This is a genomic window from Clostridium psychrophilum, from assembly GCF_018861705.1.
Lineage (GTDB): Bacteria > Bacillota > Clostridia > Clostridiales > Clostridiaceae > Clostridium_AD > Clostridium_AD psychrophilum.
The window spans coordinates 1-19,778 of sequence record NZ_JAHLEC010000059.1; the positions used below are offsets into that span (position 1 = coordinate 1).

The 19,778-nt window shown below is 32.5% G+C and carries 21 protein-coding genes; 8 read left to right on the forward strand and 13 right to left on the reverse strand.

Features of this window, described 5'->3' with window-relative positions:
- Window positions 1-195: 195 nt before the first annotated feature.
- From KPL38_RS12310 to KPL38_RS12320, 3 genes are all read right to left on the reverse strand, one after another.
- The gene (locus KPL38_RS12310) at window positions 196-363 is read right to left on the reverse strand and encodes a hypothetical protein (RefSeq protein WP_216289432.1); all 168 of its coding nucleotides are present in this window, start codon (window positions 361-363) and stop codon (window positions 196-198) included.
- Window positions 364-662: 299 nt separating this feature from the next.
- Window positions 663-2,408 carry an arsenical pump-driving ATPase gene (arsA, locus tag KPL38_RS12315; protein ID WP_216289452.1) on the reverse strand — a complete coding sequence of 582 codons (1,746 nt, stop codon included), beginning with the start codon at window positions 2,406-2,408 and terminating at the stop codon, window positions 663-665.
- A 566-nt stretch (window positions 2,409-2,974) separates the two neighbouring features.
- On the reverse strand, window positions 2,975-3,547 hold the full coding sequence (locus KPL38_RS12320) for a glycerol-3-phosphate responsive antiterminator (RefSeq protein ID WP_216289433.1): 573 nt from the start codon (window positions 3,545-3,547) through the stop codon (window positions 2,975-2,977).
- Window positions 3,548-3,937: 390 nt separating this feature from the next.
- Between KPL38_RS12320 and dhaK the strand changes: the two genes are divergently transcribed.
- The 8 genes from dhaK (at window position 3,938) to KPL38_RS12360 (ending at window position 11,619) form a co-directional block, all read left to right on the forward strand.
- Window positions 3,938-4,936: a dihydroxyacetone kinase subunit DhaK gene (gene dhaK / locus KPL38_RS12325; RefSeq protein ID WP_216289434.1), complete on the forward strand. Its 999-nt coding sequence runs from the start codon at window positions 3,938-3,940 to the stop codon at window positions 4,934-4,936.
- Between the two features lie 74 nt (window positions 4,937-5,010).
- Complete coding sequence (gene dhaL, locus KPL38_RS12330; protein ID WP_216289435.1) at window positions 5,011-5,652, forward strand: dihydroxyacetone kinase subunit DhaL; 642 nt, start codon at window positions 5,011-5,013, stop codon at window positions 5,650-5,652.
- 20 nt (window positions 5,653-5,672) lie between these two features.
- Window positions 5,673-6,062, forward strand: coding sequence for a dihydroxyacetone kinase phosphoryl donor subunit DhaM (gene dhaM, locus KPL38_RS12335; RefSeq protein ID WP_216289436.1), 390 nt, complete (start codon window positions 5,673-5,675; stop codon window positions 6,060-6,062).
- 50 nt (window positions 6,063-6,112) lie between these two features.
- Window positions 6,113-7,552: an NAD(P)/FAD-dependent oxidoreductase gene (locus tag KPL38_RS12340; protein ID WP_216289437.1), complete on the forward strand. Its 1,440-nt coding sequence runs from the start codon at window positions 6,113-6,115 to the stop codon at window positions 7,550-7,552.
- Between the two features lie 15 nt (window positions 7,553-7,567).
- Window positions 7,568-8,827 carry an NAD(P)/FAD-dependent oxidoreductase gene (locus tag KPL38_RS12345; RefSeq protein ID WP_216289438.1) on the forward strand — a complete coding sequence of 420 codons (1,260 nt, stop codon included), beginning with the start codon at window positions 7,568-7,570 and terminating at the stop codon, window positions 8,825-8,827.
- Between the two features lie 6 nt (window positions 8,828-8,833).
- The gene (locus tag KPL38_RS12350) at window positions 8,834-9,199 is read left to right on the forward strand and encodes a DUF1667 domain-containing protein (RefSeq protein WP_216289439.1); all 366 of its coding nucleotides are present in this window, start codon (window positions 8,834-8,836) and stop codon (window positions 9,197-9,199) included.
- Window positions 9,200-9,339: 140 nt separating this feature from the next.
- Entirely contained in the window at window positions 9,340-10,833 is a 1,494-nt protein-coding gene (gene glpK / locus KPL38_RS12355; RefSeq protein ID WP_216289440.1) for a glycerol kinase GlpK, read from the forward strand.
- Window positions 10,834-10,911: 78 nt separating this feature from the next.
- The gene (locus tag KPL38_RS12360) at window positions 10,912-11,619 is read left to right on the forward strand and encodes an MIP/aquaporin family protein (protein WP_216289441.1); all 708 of its coding nucleotides are present in this window, start codon (window positions 10,912-10,914) and stop codon (window positions 11,617-11,619) included.
- Window positions 11,620-11,744: 125 nt separating this feature from the next.
- On the opposite strand, the gene aroF is transcribed toward KPL38_RS12360, so the two are convergent.
- The 10 genes from aroF to hisG form a co-directional block, all read right to left on the reverse strand.
- A complete protein-coding gene (gene aroF / locus KPL38_RS12365; protein ID WP_216289442.1) occupies window positions 11,745-12,758 on the reverse strand; it encodes a 3-deoxy-7-phosphoheptulonate synthase in 1,014 nt (337 codons plus the stop codon).
- 424 nt (window positions 12,759-13,182) lie between these two features.
- The gene (gene hisE / locus KPL38_RS12370; protein ID WP_216289443.1) at window positions 13,183-13,518 is read right to left on the reverse strand and encodes a phosphoribosyl-ATP diphosphatase; all 336 of its coding nucleotides are present in this window, start codon (window positions 13,516-13,518) and stop codon (window positions 13,183-13,185) included.
- Window positions 13,519-13,574: 56 nt separating this feature from the next.
- Window positions 13,575-13,901, reverse strand: a complete 327-nt coding sequence (hisI, locus tag KPL38_RS12375) for a phosphoribosyl-AMP cyclohydrolase (RefSeq protein WP_216289444.1) — start codon at window positions 13,899-13,901, stop codon at window positions 13,575-13,577.
- Between the two features lie 18 nt (window positions 13,902-13,919).
- On the reverse strand, window positions 13,920-14,681 hold the full coding sequence (gene hisF, locus KPL38_RS12380) for an imidazole glycerol phosphate synthase subunit HisF (RefSeq protein WP_216289445.1): 762 nt from the start codon (window positions 14,679-14,681) through the stop codon (window positions 13,920-13,922).
- 3 nt (window positions 14,682-14,684) lie between these two features.
- A complete protein-coding gene (gene hisA, locus KPL38_RS12385; protein ID WP_216289446.1) occupies window positions 14,685-15,401 on the reverse strand; it encodes a 1-(5-phosphoribosyl)-5-[(5-phosphoribosylamino)methylideneamino]imidazole-4-carboxamide isomerase in 717 nt (238 codons plus the stop codon).
- Window positions 15,401-16,003: an imidazole glycerol phosphate synthase subunit HisH gene (hisH, locus tag KPL38_RS12390; protein WP_216289447.1), complete on the reverse strand. Its 603-nt coding sequence runs from the start codon at window positions 16,001-16,003 to the stop codon at window positions 15,401-15,403. The genes hisA and hisH overlap by 1 nt, the downstream gene beginning before the upstream one ends.
- 11 nt (window positions 16,004-16,014) lie before the next feature.
- Complete coding sequence (hisB, locus tag KPL38_RS12395; RefSeq protein ID WP_216289448.1) at window positions 16,015-16,605, reverse strand: imidazoleglycerol-phosphate dehydratase HisB; 591 nt, start codon at window positions 16,603-16,605, stop codon at window positions 16,015-16,017.
- Window positions 16,606-16,651: 46 nt separating this feature from the next.
- Window positions 16,652-17,701, reverse strand: coding sequence for a histidinol-phosphate transaminase (hisC, locus tag KPL38_RS12400; protein ID WP_216289449.1), 1,050 nt, complete (start codon window positions 17,699-17,701; stop codon window positions 16,652-16,654).
- Entirely contained in the window at window positions 17,701-18,993 is a 1,293-nt protein-coding gene (gene hisD, locus KPL38_RS12405) for a histidinol dehydrogenase (protein ID WP_216289450.1), read from the reverse strand. The genes hisC and hisD overlap by 1 nt, the downstream gene beginning before the upstream one ends.
- On the reverse strand, window positions 18,993-19,640 hold the full coding sequence (gene hisG, locus KPL38_RS12410) for an ATP phosphoribosyltransferase (RefSeq protein ID WP_216289451.1): 648 nt from the start codon (window positions 19,638-19,640) through the stop codon (window positions 18,993-18,995). The genes hisD and hisG overlap by 1 nt, the downstream gene beginning before the upstream one ends.
- Window positions 19,641-19,778: the final 138 nt, after the last annotated feature.

The window sequence follows — 19,778 nt, forward strand, 5'->3', positions numbered from 1 at the left end:
GATTCCGCCTCACGGTGGACACCCTTGTCTTAAGCTAACGGATGGCACTATCAGCCCCCGTATCGGACTTTCACCGACGAGTAAACGCCCATGCCAGGCACACTAAAAAAAGGAAGACCCCTATAATGGGTCTTCCTTTTAAAAAAGAAGGACCACTATAATGAGTCTTCCTTGCGTACAGACTTAGATTATTTTCTATAAAGCAACATAAGCCGGTATTATAGTTTTATTTCTAAACTCATTATTTAAAGAAACCATATATATTTTTTTGCACATAAAATAACCAACGCTAAAATAACGATAGCCCCAGCTAAAATAAAAATATACTTTTTTAGAGATTCCTTTAATAATGATATTTTTCATAATAATACCTCACAATTGTTAAAATTACTGTCTGTAAATTCTTTAGTGTTTTAATTTTATAACATGCTGAAGTGTTTGTCAATGATTTGCTTATAAAGAAATATTTTATGTCAATATAATATTTCTTTATAAGATGAATTTTAAGGCTAAAAATAAAACTGACACCGTATAAAAAGATGTCAGCTTGAGCAAATTGAAAATATGCTACAATAATAGTTTATTTTATTATCTATTAAAAAACATCGTCCAGCTAAAAAAGCCATTAAAGATTTAGGTTATCTTCATAGTAAAATATATTGTTAATTTAACAATTCTAATAGTTTTTGACCCTTCACCTCTTCTGGCATCCACTCAGTGACTGCAAAATTACCTTTAGATATTTCATTTACTTTGTTAATCCAAACTACTTCATTATTTGCTTTTGCTTTAAGAATTTTATTTGTGGTTTTTGTAGCAAGTAAACTTGAATTAATTACCCACCATTTACTATTAATTCCTGCACGTTTTAAATCTGCCTCAAGTCTCCTAGCTTCGTAAACAGGCGTAGTCTCAGCTAAAGTTACAATTATTACTTCTGTTTCCTCTGGGTTTCTAAGTCTAGGTAATAAATTTTTAACAGACTCAGGAATATCCCCTTGGGAACGCTTAATTTCTTGATTGTAGCTTTGGGTAGAATCTAAAAGTAAAAGTGTATGCCCGGTTGGTGCCGTATCTATTACCACCACTTGGTCCTTCGAACTTTCTACTATTTCTGCAAAAGATCTAAACACTGCAATTTCTTGAGTACAAGGGCTCCGAAGATCTTCTTTTACATAGTCAATATCTTCCTCACTCATTGTTTCTCTTGCTTTACTTAAAACTTCTTCTTTATACTTTTCTAATTCCTTCTTTTCATCTATGCTACTTAATGCAATTCCATATTTATCATCTAAAATAAATTTTAAACCTGCTGCAGGATCTGTTGTTGTTAGAAGTACTTTTTTACCTCTTTTGGCAAGTCCAAGTGCTATTGCACCAGCAATAGTAGTCTTTCCTACTCCGCCCTTACCCATGGTAAAAATAACTTTTTTATTAGAATCGTAAAGTTCATCTACAATTGTTTTTAATTTGGGAATTTCTTTAAATGCTAATTTTTCAGCACTATACTTTATATTGTCATTTTTTAAAAACGCTCTTATGTTTTCAAGTCCTGTTATATTATAAGGCCTTAGAGGGATTTCATAGGTTTCTAATTTTTTTAGCCCTTTTGGAATCTCTTGAAGAGACCTTTGTTGTTTATTGTATATACTACTTGATAAATCATCATCGCATTTCTTAAGCACTCCATTTATAATAAGAATTTGGTTATTTATTCCAATATCTCTTAATTCTTTTGAAGCCCTCTCTCCTTCTTTTAATGGTGTTACTTGTGGTCTTGAAACAAGAACTAAAGTTGTCTTATCCTTATCAGCTAATGTTAACATAGCATTTTTATAAATTTCTCTCTTGCTTTCAAGCCCTGCTAGCTGTCCTAAACAAGATGGGCCATGAGTAGCTTCACTTATGAAATTAGTCCAAGCAGAAGGCAATTGAAGCGTTCTAAGGGTATGTCCTGTAGGTGCTGTATCAAATATTATATGATCATACTCTTTATTGATCTTTTCATCAGTAATAAATGTAGAAAACTCATTAAAAGCAGCGATCTCAACAGTACAAGATCCTGAAAGTTGTTCTTCCATATTTTTTATAACTACATCAGGAAGCTTTCCTCTATATGGTTCTACCACACTCTCTTTGTATTCTTTAGCTGCCTCTTCTGGTTCAAAATTAGCTACTAAAAGATTAGGTACACCATCTATTGCAACACCCTTATTGTTAAGTTCTGTACTAAATACATCTTGTAAATTAGATGCAGGATCTGTACTTACAAGCATTATTTTTTTACCTTGATCTGCTAAGTTAATAGCAGTTGCACAAGCGGCTGAAGTCTTACCAACTCCACCTTTGCCTGTAAAAAATAAATACTTAGTTAATTTTATTTCATCAACATTAAAATTTTTCATGATTTTTTCTCCTTTCCTTTCCTTTTAAATTAACAACAAAAATCTATAAATTACTTATTAATTAATATATTAATATGATGTGATAAATTGGTTTAGTAAATTCAAAGTTATCAATATATCACAAACACATTTTTCATTACAAGACAACATATCAATTATCCTTATTCTAAAAGAATCTGATAATAATTTAAATATTTTAAAATTAATCTTTTATTTGTTGTTCATAGTTACTTAAATTATCTCTTGTATAGATATCAGTCTATATATGTAGTATAGACTGATATCTATATATTGTCAATGTTTATACCTATACCAAGGAAATATTCAACAACTATATTCGTTTATATCTATATATATACATTATATGTTCAAAAATAATTGTTGATACAGACAATCATGTATTTGTTGTTCATTTTACATGATAAAAAAACTACATAAATTTGGCAATTAATTGTCAAGTCCATGTAGTAAATTTAATACTAACTTAATTATCTGCTTATAAATTTTTAAAACATTTATGTATGAATGTTTTAATCTATTTAATGAAGATAGGTGATAGTTGTTCTTTTCTATTCTTCAGATAAAATCCATAATTCCTGTTTGGATGATGAAATAGCCATTGCTCCAGCGCCAATTGCTTCCATTATATCTTTCTTATTCTCCATTAGCCCACCTGCTATTATTGGTACTCGAACTGCATTTCCAATACTTCTAATAATCTTGCTTGCAATCCCAGGCAAAACCTCTACAGCATCCGGGAGTATAGATTGTATATTTCTTATTCCTGTTTCTAAAGCCAGAGAATCTAGAGCAAATATTCGTTGTATTACACAAAGGTTTAATTTTTTACCATTTTTTATGTTTGTTGCCCTAGTAGTTATAATCCCATAAGGCTCAATACATTGCTTTATAAAGAGTAACCCTGTGTAATCTCCTTTTAATCCTTCTATTAAATCGACATGAACAAACACTATTTTGCCAGCCTTTTTAAGACGCTCACATATTTTCTTTAAATTTATTATGCTTCCATATAAGACAAACACAATAAGGACATTACTAAAAATTACCTTTTCTAAATCCTGGTCGTTTCTTATAGCTGCAATAACTGGGTTTTCTATTAATAGCTGTTCTAATTTAACCAATGATATTTCCTCCAAAAATTTATTTTAATATGTACATTTTAATTATATCCATTTTATCACAATCTTATTTCTGCTTCAAGCAAAATTGTATAACCTACTACCTTTTTAGATTTAAAACATTACAATTAGTACTTGTACTTAATTAAATATTATGTTACTATCTAATTAATAAGTAAAGGCGGAGAAAAGAGAGCCTTGATTTATAGGTATTTTATGCCTATTGGTCAAGACTCTCTTTTTATTTGCAATTATTTTACATTTGCATTGAAAATTAGTACAAATATGTTTTATAATTTAATTTTTGTGATTACTGCCTTGTTTGAAAACGGATACATGTATAGAATTAAATTTAATCTCTAAACAAGTATTAAATGAAAGGAAGTAAAAATTATGAAAAAATTAATTAACGATGTTGATTTTGTTGTAGAAGATATGCTTGCTGGATTAGTTGCAGCACACCCTACTTGCGTTAAAAAGCTTGATAATATTAACGTTCTTGTTAGAGTTACAGCTCCTACAAAAGGTAAAGTTGCTATTGTTAGTGGTGGCGGAAGCGGTCATGAACCTGCTCATGGTGGCTATGTCGGATTTGGGATGCTCAATGCTGCAGTTGCAGGTCCAGTATTTACATCCCCAACGCCAGATCCTATTTATCAAGCTATAAAGGCAGTTGATGGTGGATCAGGAGTTCTGCTTGTAATAAAAAATTACACTGGCGATGTTATGAATTTTGAAATGGCAAAAGAGATGGCCGAGATGGATGGCATTAAAGTTGACAGTGTAATTGTTAATGATGATGTAGCTGTTGAAAATAGCACATTTACTGCTGGAAGACGTGGTATTGCTGGCACAGTATTTGTACATAAAATTGCTGGTGCAAAAGCTGAAAATGGTGGAAGTCTCGAAGAAGTAAAATCTGTAGCTCAAAAAGTTATAGCTAATGTACGAAGTATGGGAATGTCACTTAGTTCATGTACTGTACCCGCTGCAGGTAAGCCAAATTTCACTTTAGCTGAAAATGAAGTTGAAATAGGAATGGGTATTCATGGTGAACCAGGTACTCATAGAGAGAAATTAAAACCAGTTGACAAAATAGTTGATCATCTTTTAGGAAAGATTCTTGGTGATATGTCGATAAATAGTAATGACGAAGTTGCTGTGATGGTTAATGGTCTTTGTTCAACTCCTTTAATGGAACTTTATATTGCTAATAAAAGAGTTAATGAAATATTAACTGATAAAGGGATAAAAATTCATAAAACTTTTGTAGGTGAATTTATGACTTCACTCGAAATGGCAGGTTTTTCAATAAGCATTTTAAAATTAGACAATGAACTAAAGCAACTGTTAGATGCACCTGCAAATACACCAGCATTTAAGTGTATCTAGATTAAATTTAGGTCATAGTTTTACTATAAGTCGAGAAAGAAATTAATGTCTCCTTTCAGAAAGGAAGAATGGATATGAGTATAACCCTAATAAACTTGGTTACTATAATGAACAAAATAGATGATGCATTAGATGAAAATAAAGCTTTACTCACAGAGTTGGATGCGGCTATTGGTGATGGAGACCATGGGATTAATATGACTCGAGGTTTCCATGCAGTTAAAGAGAAACTTAAAACTAATACTAGTAATACTGCTGGAGATATACTAAAAGATGTTGGTATGACTCTTGTTTCCAATGTAGGTGGTGCATCAGGACCACTTTACGGTACTGCTTTTATGAAAGCATCATTAGTAGTTAAGGATAATGGTACACTAAATATTGAGGATTTTGTAAACATAATGGAAGCCGCTTTGGAAGGTATTAAATTAAGAGGTAAAGCCATCGCCGGTGAGAAGACAATGATTGATGCCGTAGTTCCAGCTATTAACGCATTAAAGAATGGGCTACTTGCAAATCTTAATCCCATAGATATACTATTTAATGCCAAGGAAGCCGCAAAAAATGGCGTTGAATTTACAAAAACTATAATAGCTACAAAAGGTAGAGCAAGCTATCTCGGAGAAAGAAGTATTGGACATCAAGATCCTGGAGCAACATCAACTTATTTAATGATTAAAGTAATTTACGATGAAGTTAAAAAGCTAACTAAATAATTTTACGTTAGGAGATAAATATGGTTGGAATAGTACTAGTGTCACACAGTAAAAAGCTAGCCGATGGAGTAAGGGAACTTGCAAGTCAGATGGCAACTGATGCACCAATTGCAGTTGCTGGTGGAACTGAAGATGGACGAATAGGTACGGATATAAACAAGATAATTAATGCTATTAAAAAGGTTTATTCTGAAGATGGAGTTATTGTTATTTTTGATATTGGAAGTTCATATATGAATTCAGATATGGCAATTGAAAATTTACCTACCGCTATGCAGAATAAAGTTGAAATAATAGACACAGCTTTTGTTGAAGGTGCTGTTGCGGCTTCTATTCAATGCAGTATGAACAAAAATATCAAAGAAGTAAAAGATGCACTAAAATCTATGTGCCTTAACAAAGTTCAGTAATTTAAAATATTATAATTAAAACTATCATTTTTAATAAGGAGGCTAAAAATATGTTTGACGTAACAATTATTGGTGCCGGTGTTATTGGTTGTACAATATCAAGAGAACTATCTAAATATAATTTAAAAACATGTGTGCTTGAAAGGTCTATTGATGTTGCTTCTGGTACAACAAAGGCAAATAGTGCAATTGTACATGGAGGTTTTGATGCAAAACCTGGTACTCTTAAAGGAAAATTAAATGTAGAAGGTAATGCAATGTTTACAAAACTTTCTAAGGAATTAGATTTTCCATTTAAAAGAAATGGATCTTTAGTTTTGTGTTTCGATACTAAGAACATGGTAGATCTTAAACATTTACTTGATCAAGGAGTAAAAAATGGAGTACCTGATTTGGTTATTCTAGATGGTGATCAGGTTAGAAAAATGGAACCTAATGTGACAAAACACTGCGTTGGCGCACTGTATTCTCCAACAGGAGGAATAGTTTGTCCATATGAAATGACTATCGCTATGGCAGAAAATGCATTTAGCAATGGTGTGGAATTCAAATTTGAGACTGAGGTTAAAAATATAGAAAAAACTTCAAATGACTATGTTATAAAAACCAATAAAGGTGATATTAAAACAAAAATGATTATAAATGCAGCAGGTTTATATTCAGGTGATATGAATAACATGGTTAGCAAAAATAAGATTAATATAGTTCCAAGACGAGGAGAATACGTTTTATTTGACAGGGTCGCAGGAGCTTTAGTAACAAAAACAATTTTTCAGCTTCCAACTAAACTTGGAAAAGGAGTATTAGTTACTCCTACTGTAGATGGTAATCTATTGATTGGACCAAATGCTGTTGATCTAGAACATAAAGCTAATTTAGATACAACTCGTGAAGGTATGGATGCTATTATTTCTAAGGCCCAATTAAGCATTGAAATACCATTTCCAATGAATATGGTTATAACTTCTTTTGCAGGTAATAGAGCACATAATGAAAAGAATGATTTTATAATTGAAGAGGCAATAGATTCTAAAAACTTTATTAATGTTGCTGCAATAGAATCTCCAGGTTTAAGCAGTGCACCAAGTATTGCTGTAATGGTAGCAGACATTGTAACTGAAAAATTAGTTCCCTCTAAAAATGTGAAATTTAACCCTATAAGAAAAGGTATAAGAAAATTCAGAGAAATGTCTAATGAAGAGAGAGAAGAAATAATCAAGAAAATACCTGAATATGGTACAGTTATTTGTAGATGTGAAACTGTAACTGAAGGTGAAATTTTAGACTCTATAAGAAGACCTCTTGGTGCGAAAACACTTGATGGAGTTAAACTTAGAACTAGAGCTGGAATGGGTAGATGCCAATCAGGATTTTGCTCCACAAAAGTTGTTGACATTCTAGCTAAAGAACTTAATATACCACGCTCTGAAGTTACAAAATCAGGTAGAAATTCTATATTGATAACAGGTAAAAATAAACAATCTTTATAAATTGGAGGAATAAATATGCAAGAATATGATTTACTCATAATCGGTGGCGGGCCTGCTGGGCTTGCAGCTGCAGTTTCAGCAAAAGAACAAGGAATAAATAGTATTTTGATTATAGAAAGAGACAATCAATTAGGTGGTATCCTCAATCAATGTATTCATAATGGTTTTGGTCTTCACACATTTAAAGAAGAACTTACCGGGCCTGAATATTCACAGCGATTTATTGACAAGGTTACTAAGCTTGATATTGAGTATAAACTAAATACCATGGTCCTTGATGTAAATGATAATAGACAAGTTACTGCTGTAAATTCAGAAGATGGCATTCTAGAACTTCAAGCAAAGGCTATTATACTCGCAATGGGTTGTAGGGAAAGACCAAGAGGCGCGCTCAACATACCAGGTTCAAGATGTGCAGGCATTTATACAGCTGGAACAGCGCAAAAATATGTTAATGTTGAGGGTGTAATGCCAGGCAAAGAAGTAGTAATACTTGGTTCTGGTGATATCGGTCTTATAATGGCAAGACGAATGACTCTTGAGGGTGCAAAGGTAAAAGCTTGTGTTGAATTAATGCCACATTCAAGTGGACTTAAAAGAAATATTGTTCAATGTCTAGACGATTTTAATATTCCTTTAAAATTAAGCACAACTATAATAAATATACATGGACAGGATAGGCTTGAAGGAGTTACAATTGCACAGGTTGATGCTAACAGAAAACCAATTAAAGGTACTGAGGAACATATTTCTTGTGATACATTACTTTTATCTGTAGGACTTTTACCTGAAAATGAACTTTCTAGAAAAGCAAATGTTACACTTAATAAAGTTACTGGTGGTCCAATAGTAGACGAAAGTATGCAAACAAGCATTCCTGGAATCTTTACTTGTGGCAATGTACTTCATGTTCACGATTTAGTAGATAATGTAACCACTGAAAGCTATACTGCTGGCAGAAACGCTGCAGATTATATAAATGGAGTTCATCACGCTGGAAAATGTGTTGAAGTTTTAGCAACTGGTGGAGTTAGGTATACAGTACCAAGTACTATTAATCCTGAAAATATCGGTAATGGAATAGATGTAAGATTTAGAGTTGGAGAAGTGCATAAAGCTGCTTATATATCTGTTTATTTTGATGATGTTCGCGAAATGCATTTAAAGAAAAAGATTCTTACTCCAGGTGAAATGGAAAGTGTTAAATTAACAAAGACAATTTTTGATAAATATAGTAACTGTAAGAAAATTACCATAAAAGTAGAAAAGGAGTAGTTAACTATGAGTACAAGAGAATTGACGTGCATAGGCTGTCCAGTAGGTTGTGCTCTCGTTGTAGAACTTGAGGGCAAAGAGGTTATAAGTGTTAAAGGAAATAATTGCAAGATTGGTGAGAATTATGGTAAAAAGGAATGCACTAATCCAACGAGAGTCGTTACCTCCTCCGTTTTAGTTACAGGTGGCGAAAGTACAGTACTTCCTGTTAAAACTGAGAAAGATATTCCCAAAAATATGATTTATGACTGTGTAAAAGCATTAAAAAATGTTGTAGTAAAAGCACCAATAACTATTGGTGATGTTGTTCTAGAAAATGTACTTAACACAGGTGTAAATATTATTGCCACTAAGAATGTTAAAGTGGTATAATAATGTTACTTTTGTGATATATTAAAGTTAATATATCACAACTAAATCAAAAGATTTCACGATATTATATTAATTAATATCGTGTTTCTATAAATGTCAAGTAAACGGTTACTAATAAACTCAAAGGGAGTGTACAAATTATGTCTCAGTATGTAATGGCACTAGACCAAGGAACAACAAGTTCAAGATGCATTTTGTTTAATAAAGAAGGACTTATTGCAAGCGTAGCTCAAAGAGAATTCAAACAAATATATCCGAATCCAGGTTGGGTTGAGCATGATCCTATGGAAATTTGGGCTACTCAATTAGGTATGGCACAAGAAGCTATGGCTCAAATTGGTGTAACAGCACATGATATTTCGGCGATTGGTATAACTAATCAAAGAGAAACTACCCTTGTTTGGAATAAAAACACCGGAGTTCCTGTATACAACGCTATTGTTTGGCAATGTAGAAGAACAGCCGGTATGTGTGATGAATTAAAAGCTACAGGTTTTGATAAAGTAGTAAGAGATAAAACTGGACTTATACTTGATGCTTATTTCTCCGGAACAAAAGTTAAATGGATACTAGATAATGTTACTGGTGCAAGAGCAGAAGCTGAAAAAGGGAATTTAATATTTGGTACTGTTGATACATGGCTAATTTGGAAATTAACAAATGGTAAAGTCCATGTAACCGATTATACAAATGCTTCTAGAACAATGTTATATAACATACATGAATTAAAATGGGACGATGAAATACTTAAAACTTTAGATATACCTAAATCAATGCTTGCAGAGGTAAAACCATCAAGTTGTGTTTATGGATACACTGATAAATCAATATTTGGATCTCCAATAGCAATAGCAGGTGCTGCAGGAGATCAACAAGCTGCTTTATTTGGTCAAACTTGTTATCAACCTGGAACAGCTAAAAATACTTATGGAACTGGTTGCTTCTTATTAATGAACACTGGTGAAAAAGCAGTTGAGTCTCACAATGGTTTACTTACAACTATAGCTTATGGCATTGACGGTAAAGTTAACTATGCTCTTGAAGGCAGTGTGTTTGTTGCAGGCGCAACTATACAATGGCTTAGAGATGAACTAAGAATGATAAAAACGGCGCCTGAATCTGAACACTATGCTACAGCTGTTGACAGTACAGATGGTGTATATATGGTACCAGCATTTGTTGGACTAGGTGCACCATATTGGGATCCATATGCAAGAGGAACAATAGTTGGTTTAACTCGTGGAACAAAGAAAGAACACTTTATAAGAGCAGCACTTGAATCACTAGCTTATCAGACAAATGATGTATTAAAAGCTATGCAAGAAGATTCAGGAATAACACTTACATCCTTAAAAGTCGATGGTGGTGCATGTGCTAATAACTTCTTAATGCAATTCCAATCAGATATATTAGATGTTCAGGTTGACAGACCAGAAGTCATTGAAACAACAGCTCTAGGTGCTGCCTATTTAGCCGGCCTCGCAGTTGGATATTGGAAAGATCAAGAGGAAATCGCGAAGAATTGGGCATTATCAAGATCCTTTAAATCAAAAATGGGAGAAGAAAAAAGAGTAGAACTTCTAAAAGGATGGCATAAAGCTGTTGGAAGATCAAGAGATTGGGAAGAAAAATAAGATCAATTATAATTACCAGAACTAAAATGTAGTTTTATTTTAGTTCTGGGTACAATAAACAACATAGGAGGTTATATTATGTTACCATATTATGCAGAGTTTTTCGGAACAGCGTTACTAATTCTTCTTGGTGATGGTGTAGTTGCAAATGTAGTTTTAGACAAGACAAATGGACATAATTCTGGACTTATAGTTATAGCTTTTGGTTGGGCATTTGCGGTTGGTATTCCAGCTTACATTTTTGGAACAGCAAGTGGGGCTTCATTTAATCCTGCACTTACCATAGCTCTAGCTGCAGTTGGTAAATTATCATGGTCAGTTGTGCCTGGTTATTGCCTAGCTGAAGTTCTCGGGGGAATAGTCGGTGGAGTTTTAGTATGGCTCATGTACTATCCTCATTGGGCAGTTACAGATGACAAAGTTGGAAAACTTGCTGTATTCTGCACAGCACCTAGAATTAAAAATACACCATTCAACTTTTTATCAGAATTTATAGGAACATTTGTATTAGTATTTGCGTTACTAGGTGTTGCTCAAACCAAATCGGCTCCTGGATTTGGTCCACTTATTGCAGCATTTGTAATTTTAGTAATTGGTTTAAGTTTAGGTGGTCCAACAGGATATGCTATTAATCCCGCAAGAGATTTAGGACCAAGAATAGCCCATGCTATATTACCTATTGCTGGCAAGGGCGGTTCTCAATGGGAATATGCATGGATACCAGTAGTAGCCCCAATTTGTGGAGGTCTTGTAGGCGCACTATCAGCTGTTGCTCTATTTGGTTAAATCTAATCTTATCAATAAGTAATAATAAAATAATTATTAATATTAGGCTTTAAAAGATAAAAATATCCAATATGTATTAAAATATTGGGTGCTTTTATCTTTTTATTATGTTATCTAAACTTATATTAAATTGTTCTATTTTGAGTTTCTGCAATTACTTTTATGGAATTCATCATAGCCTCAAATTTTTCTGGTTTTAATGATTGAGGTCCATCACTAAGTGCATTAACAGGGTCATAATGTACTTCAACTTCAAGACCATCTGCACCAACTGCTATAGCAGCCTTTGCAAGTGGCTCTACTAACCACCATTTACCTGTAGCATGACTTGGATCAACTATAACTGGCAAATGACTAAGTTTCTTAAGCACTGGAATTGCACTTAAATCTAAAGTATTTCTTGTAAAAGTCTCAAAGGTTCTAATTCCTCTCTCACATAAAACAACATTTTGATTGCCTTCAGACATAATGTACTCTGCAGACATAAGGAATTCTTCTATAGTTGCACTCATGCCTCGTTTTAAAAGTATTGTCTTATTAGATCTTCCTACTTCCTTTAAAAGATCAAAGTTTTGCATATTCCTAGCCCCAATTTGTAGTACATCAGCATAACTAGATATTTTTTCAACAAGTTCAACACTCATAACTTCAGTTACTATTGGAAGTCCTGTTATTTTTTTTGCTTCTAATAATATTTTTAATCCTTCTTCCTCCATGCCTTGAAAACTATATGGAGAAGTCCTTGGTTTGTAAGCTCCTCCTCTTAAAAAATTGGCTCCTGCTTTCTTCACATCTTTTGCAATATGTATCAATTGCTCTTCACTTTCCACAGCGCAAGGTCCAGCTATAATTGCTAGTTCTTTTCCACCAATTGTCCTACCATCTACTTTTATTATTGAGTCGTTTGGATGGAAAAGTCTATTAGCCCTTTTGTAAGGAGCTTGAACTCTTACAACCTTATCAACACATTCCTCTGCCTCTAATTGGCTTATACTTATTGTACTTGTGTCTCCTACGAGTCCTAAAATACAACAGTCTTTTCCCTGTGTGATCTGGACATCACAACCTAATCTCTCTGCTTTTCTCTTAATAGCACCAACTTGATCTTGATTTGCACCTATTTTCATTACAATTACCATCTAAAATTCCTCCTAAATATTATTTTTTACAGTTTTAATAAAGTACTACTTATAAAATTTATTAAAAAATCGTAAAAAAAGGAAGACCCAATAATGAGTCTTCCTTTTTTTATCTTTAGTTTACCCTTTTATAAAACAACATAAATTGGTATCCTAATCTTATTCTTTAACTCATTATTTAAAGAATCACTATATTTTTTTTTGCACAAATAATAACCAGTGCTAAAATAGCAATAGCTCATGCTAAAATAAAAATATACTTTTTGAGTGATTTCCTTAATAATGATATTTCTCATATAATAATACCTCACAAAATTTAAATTATTACCTACAATTTTTTTAATATTAAAATTATTATAACATGTCAGTACTATTTGTCAACGTAATAAATTCCTATGTTAGTACACACAACTAATCGTAAATCTTAATGTATACCTTCAATATCTTCTCTTTTTTGTTTTTTGTTACATATCTTTCCTCTTCTTTTTTCAAGTTCAGCTACAACATCCTCAACTTTAATACCCTTTAATACCATAAGCACTAATGTATGATAAAATAAATCTGATATTTCGCCAATAGTTTCTTTAGGCTCTTCGTTTTTACTACTAATTATAACTTCTGCACTCTCTTCTCCCACCTTTTTAAGGATTTTGTCTATTCCTTCTTCAAAAAGATAACTAGTGTATGAACCCTCTATAGGGTTTCCTTTTCTTTCTTCAATAATCTTATAAAGCTCTTTAACTACATTATTTTCGCTCATTTTACCATTCTCCTTTTTTATTTATTTTAAATACATTAATATAGGCTCTATTAATTCTAATTCTCAATCTTAATTTTTCTATAAAAGCAGCTTTTATTTCCAGTATGACAAGCTGCTCCTATTTGCACTACCTTTATAAGCAATGTATCACCATCACAATCAAACCTTATGCTTTTTATATACTGAAAATGTCCCGATGTTTCTCCTTTATTCCATAATTTTTGTCTAGATCTACTAAAAAACCAAGTTGTTCCAGTTTCTATAGTCAATTTAAAGGATTCCTCATTCATATATGCAAGCATTAAAACCTCGCCACTACACTCTTCTTGTACTATTGCAGGTACCAATCCATTATTAAATTGGATCTCCTTTATGTCATCCATTATAAACACCACATTTCATTAGATTCTGATCTCCACACCTTTATTTTTAAGATACTCTTTTACTTCTTTGATAGAAAGCTCTTTATAATGAAACAACGATGCTGCAAGTGCCGCATCCGCTCCACTTTGCTCGAATACATCATAAAAATCCTCTATTTTCCCACAGCCACCTGATGCTACTACCGGTATGTTTACAATATCAGTTATTGCATTTATAAATTCTATATCATACCCTTTTTTTGTTCCATCTGCATCCATACTTGTTAATAATATTTCACCTGCACCTAAATCTTCAACTTTTTTCGCCCACTTAACTGCGTCAAGTCCTGTATTTATTCTTCCACCATTAATAACTACATGCCATCCTATATTGTTCTCGTTTTTTTTACCATCAATAGCAACTACAACGCATTGACTTCCATATTTTGATGCTGCCTCAGTTATAAGTTTTGGATTACGAATTGCAGCAGAGTTTACAGATATTTTATCTGCACCCGCTCTAAGAATTTCTTTAAAATCCTCTATGCTCTTAACTCCTCCCCCTACAGTCAATGGTATAAATACTTTTTCTGCAGTCCTTTTTATAACATCTACCATTGTTTTTCTTCCTTCGTGTGTTGCCGTTATATCTAAGAAAACAATTTCATCTGCCCCTTGATCATTATAAAACTTTGCGATTTCTACAGGGTCACCAACATCAGTTAAATTAATAAAGTTTATTCCTTTCATTACCCTTCCATTAGTTACATCCAGGCATGGAATAATTCTTTTAGTAAGCATCAGTTATAACCTCCCTTGTATAATGGCTTCTTCAAGGGATATATCTCCACTATAAAGTGCTTTCCCTATAATTGCCCCATATAAATTCATCTTTTTAAGCTTTTTTATATCTTCAATACATTTCATTCCACCTGACGCAATTATATCACAAGTAACCACATCATTTAACTTTCCTGTTGCTTCAAAATTAGGTCCAGTAAGCGTTCCATCACGACTTATATCAGTAAAAATAATAGTTTTTATTCCTATACTTTCCACTTGTTTTGCAAAATCAATATATTCTATTTTACTACTTTTCTGCCAACCTTCTACTGCCACAAACCCATCTCTTGCATCTATTCCAATTGCAATTTTGTCTCCATATTTTTTCACCGCTTCTTTTACAAGAGATGGATTGTTTATTGCTGCAGTGCCAAGTATTACTCTGCTTAATCCCTTATTAAGTAACATCTCAATAGTTTCTAAAGATCGTACACCGCCGCCTAACTGAATAGGTATATTCAAATCTTTTATAATTTTATTCACATTTTCTAAATTCTTCATGTCTCCACATAAGGCACCATCTAAATCTACCATATGTAAATATTCTGCTCCCTTATTTGCAAAATTTTGAGCAGTTTTTAGTGGATCCTGCGCAACTATTTGAGATGTACTAAATTCACCTTTATAAAGTCTAACACACTTACCATTTTTTAAATCAATTGCTGGAAATATTTTCATTACACTACCTCCACAAAATTTTTAAGTAATTTCATCCCAAAATCTCCACTTTTCTCTGGATGAAACTGCATTCCAAATATATTACCCTTACTTACAATTGCAGGTATTTTTTTCTCATACATACTATATGCATTTATAATACCCTCTTCGCAATTTACTGCATAATATGAATGAACAAAATATACGTACTTGTTTTCTGGTATACCCTTAAGTAACGGTGTATTATTCTCAAAAGATAAACTATTCCATCCCATATGTGGAATTTTTATAGGACCTTCTAATTTAGTTATGTTTCCCTTTAATAATCCAAGTCCCTCGCATTTTTCAATTTCATCACTTTCCTCAAAAAAAAGTTGCATGCCAAGACATATGCCAAGTATAGGTTTTCCTTTTTTTGCTGCAGCTATAACTACTTTATCTATTCCTGTTTCGCGCATATTCTTCATAGCATCTGGAAATGCACCTACACCTGGCACAATAATGCTTCTGCATTTTGTTATCTCATTAGCATTTGAAGATATAATTGACGGTACATTTATAGATTTAAGTGCATTTTGGACACTATTCAAATTTCCAACACCATAATCCACTATTGCTATCATAGTTGTCCCCCTTATAATGATCCTTTTGTAGACATAACTCCCTTTATTCTACTATCATAAGTTAAAGCTTCACTCAATGCTTTTCCTAAAGCTTTAAATAATGCCTCCACCATATGATGATTATTTTTCCCGTATATAATTCTTGCATGAAGAGTTATTCCACCATTTACTGCAACAGCCCTAAAAAACTCCTCCACCATTTCTGTGTCAAAACTTCCTATTTTATCCACTGTAAAATTTGCATCGAACACAAGGTAAGCTCTTCCGCTAAGATCCACAGACACTGTAGCTAAAGCTTCATCCATAGGTACAAAACTTGTACCATAACGTTTGATTCCTTCTTTGCCCTTTAGTGCTTCCTTAATAGCACTTCCAAGTATTATTCCTACATCTTCAATTGTATGATGAGAATCTACTAATAAATCACCTACTGCTTTAACTGATAAATCAAGTAATCCATGTTTTGCAAAAAGACATAACATATGGTCAAAAAAACCTATACCTGTATCTCCATCGAAATTTCCAGAACCATCTAAGTTTATACTTAAATCAATATTAGTTTCTTTACTTTTTCTCGATATTTTCGCTTTTCTCTCTATCATAACATTCTCTCCTTTTTCAACATGCAATAAGTAAAACTTTATATACTTAATTATCTAATGTAATATTTTTTAACAAACAATTATTTTCTTCTCTACTTCCTATTGTTATTCTTAAGCAATTTTCTAATTTTCCTGTTGAGAAACTTCGTACATTAATGCTTTGATCTATTAGTCGCTCTTTTGTCTTTTTTGCATTTGGCACTTCAACTAATATGAAATTTGACTTTGATTTATATAGCTTTATGCCTTCTATCTTACTAAGTTTTTCCCACAAATAGCTTCGTTCGATAAGTATTTGCTCAACATTTTTATGTATCAATTCTGGTTCTAAAAATATAACAGATGCAATACTTTGCGTTATTGAATTAACATTATAAGGTGGTTTTACTTTCTTAAGTTCTTCCATTAAAGTCTTATTTGTAATCAAAAATCCAAGTCTTATTGCTGCAAGTCCAATTTTTGAACATGTTCTAAGTACAATTAAATTATCATATGTATTAATTTTATCAACAATAGTCTTTCCATAAAATTCAAAGTATGCCTCATCAATTACTACAATACATTTACATCCTTCAATTATTTTAATAATGTTCTCCCTTGTAATAATGTTACCTGTGGGATTATTAGGATTAGATAAATATACTATCTTAACCTCTTTTTTATTAGCCATTGAAATAAAACCTTCTACATCCAATTCTAATTTTTCATCGAGTGGAAATTCAATTGGTATTCCTCCTGCAACTTTAGTATATAACCCATACATTGAAAAATCAGGACTTTGCATTGCTACTTTGTCGCCATTATTTAAAAATGTATGTGCAATTATCTGTATACACTCATCTGAACCATTTCCAGCCATTATATTTACATTTTCAATTTTTGCATACTTTGCATAAAGATTACAAACATTGCGAGACTCAACATCTGGATATCTATTATAAATTGAGTCTTCAATTACCCTTCCAAGTTTCTTTCGCGTTGTGGCGCCCAAATTGTTAAAACTTTCATTAGCATTTAGCCTCACCTTATAATCTATTTTGCCTGCATTATAAGATTCAAAATCACTTAAATCCTTTCTAAAATAATCCTGTATCATTATTTAAACCTCACTTTAATAGAATTTCCGTGAGCAGTTAACCCTTCAACCTCACTAAGCTTTATCACATTGTCCTTAACATCACAAAGTGCTTCCTTTGTATAATAAATATAACTTGATTTTTTAATAAAATCATCAACCGATAATGGAGAAAAGAATTTCGCAGTTCCACTAGTTGGAAGAACATGATTTGGTCCAGCCATATAATCGCCAAGTGGTTCTGGTGCATATTGTCCTAAGAATATAGAACCTGCATTTTTTATATCTCCTAGGTAATCAAATGGGTCCTTCATCATAACTTCAAGATGTTCTGGTGCGATTTTGTTCGCTAGTTCTATAGCTTCTTTTATATTTTTCACTATTAAAATAACTCCATATTTGTCTAGTGATTCTCTTATAATTTCACATCTACTCATGTCTTTTATTTGAATCTTTAACTGCATAACAACCTTCTGTGCAAGTTCTCTTGAAGTTGTTATAAGCATAGCTGACGCAAGCACATCATGTTCTGCTTGAGACATTAAATCTGCAGCAATAAATTTTTCATTTGCAAACTCATCTGCAAGTATCATTATTTCACTTGGACCTGCAATCATGTCTATAGCGACATACCCAAACACACTTTTTTTTGCCATAGCCACATAAATATTTCCAGGTCCTACTATTTTATCTACTTTATCTATTGTTTTTGTTCCAAATGCAAGCCCAGCAATTGCCTGTGCTCCACCGACTTTATATATTTTATCAACCCCAGCAATGTCAGCTGCAACAAGAATATGTGGATTAACGGTTCCGTCTTTAAGCGGTGGTGTTACCATTACTAGATTCTCAACACCTGCCACCTTTGCTGGAATTGCATTCATAATTACTGAGGAGGGATATGACGCTGTACCACCCGGTACATATATACCTACACTTTCAAGACCTCGTATAGTTTGACCTAAAACAATGCCCTTTTCCTTTGTCATCATCCAAGCATTTCTTTTTTGTTTTTCATGAAATTCCTTAACATTTTTTTTAGCGAGCAATATTGAATCTAAAAAATCCTTATCTACCATTTTATACGCATCTTTAATTTCCTCAGCTGAAACAATAAAGTTATTCGACGTAACAAATTTACTGTCAAACTTTTGAGTGTATTCTAATATAGCATCATCGCCCCTAGTTTTTACATTCTTGAGTATTTTATCTACTATGACATTTACATCCTTTTGTACATTTTCTGCTCTTTTCTTTAAGTCTTCTACATGTTTTTTTCCCTCATTGCTATTTGCCTCTATAATTTTTAACATTATATCATCGCCTCATTTTTATCTACATATTGTTGAACTTTTACTATTAACTCACTTATTTCTTCTTTTTTCATCTTCATGCTCGCTCTGTTAACAATCATTCTCGCACTTATATCACAGATTTTTTCAATAACAATTAATCCATTTTCCTTTAGAGTATCCCCTGTTTCCACCAAATCTACAATTGCATCTGATAACTCTAAAATAGGTGCCAGCTCTACTGAACCATCAAGTTTAATAATTTCAACATCTTCATTGTTTTTTTTAAAATATTCTTTTGCAACTCTTGGATATTTGCTAGCTATTTTTTTGCGATTGTATCCGTCATAACTCTTAAAACTTGGTAATGCCGCCACAGCAAACATACATTTACCAACCTTTAAATCCACTACCTCATAAAATTCTTTATTCTGTTCCATTAAAGTGTCCTTACCAACAATCCCAATATCTGCTGCTCCATGTTCTACATAAGTTAGAACATCTGTAGATTTGACTAGAACAAATTCTATATTGTTTTTCTTATCCTTAAGAATTAATTTTCTTCCTTTATTCCTAAGCTCGGTGCAATCTATCCCAATTCCTTCGAACATTGAAATGGCATATTTTTCTAACCTTCCTTTTGTTAATGCTATTCGTATTGCTTTCATACTTATTCCCCCATACTATTAATAAGTTTAGTTAATTGCATAACCCTGTAGTCAAGCGACTACAAGGGTTTACAATCATATATATACAGGAATTCCCCCAACTTTTGTCGAATTTATATTCATCACAACTAAATTCAC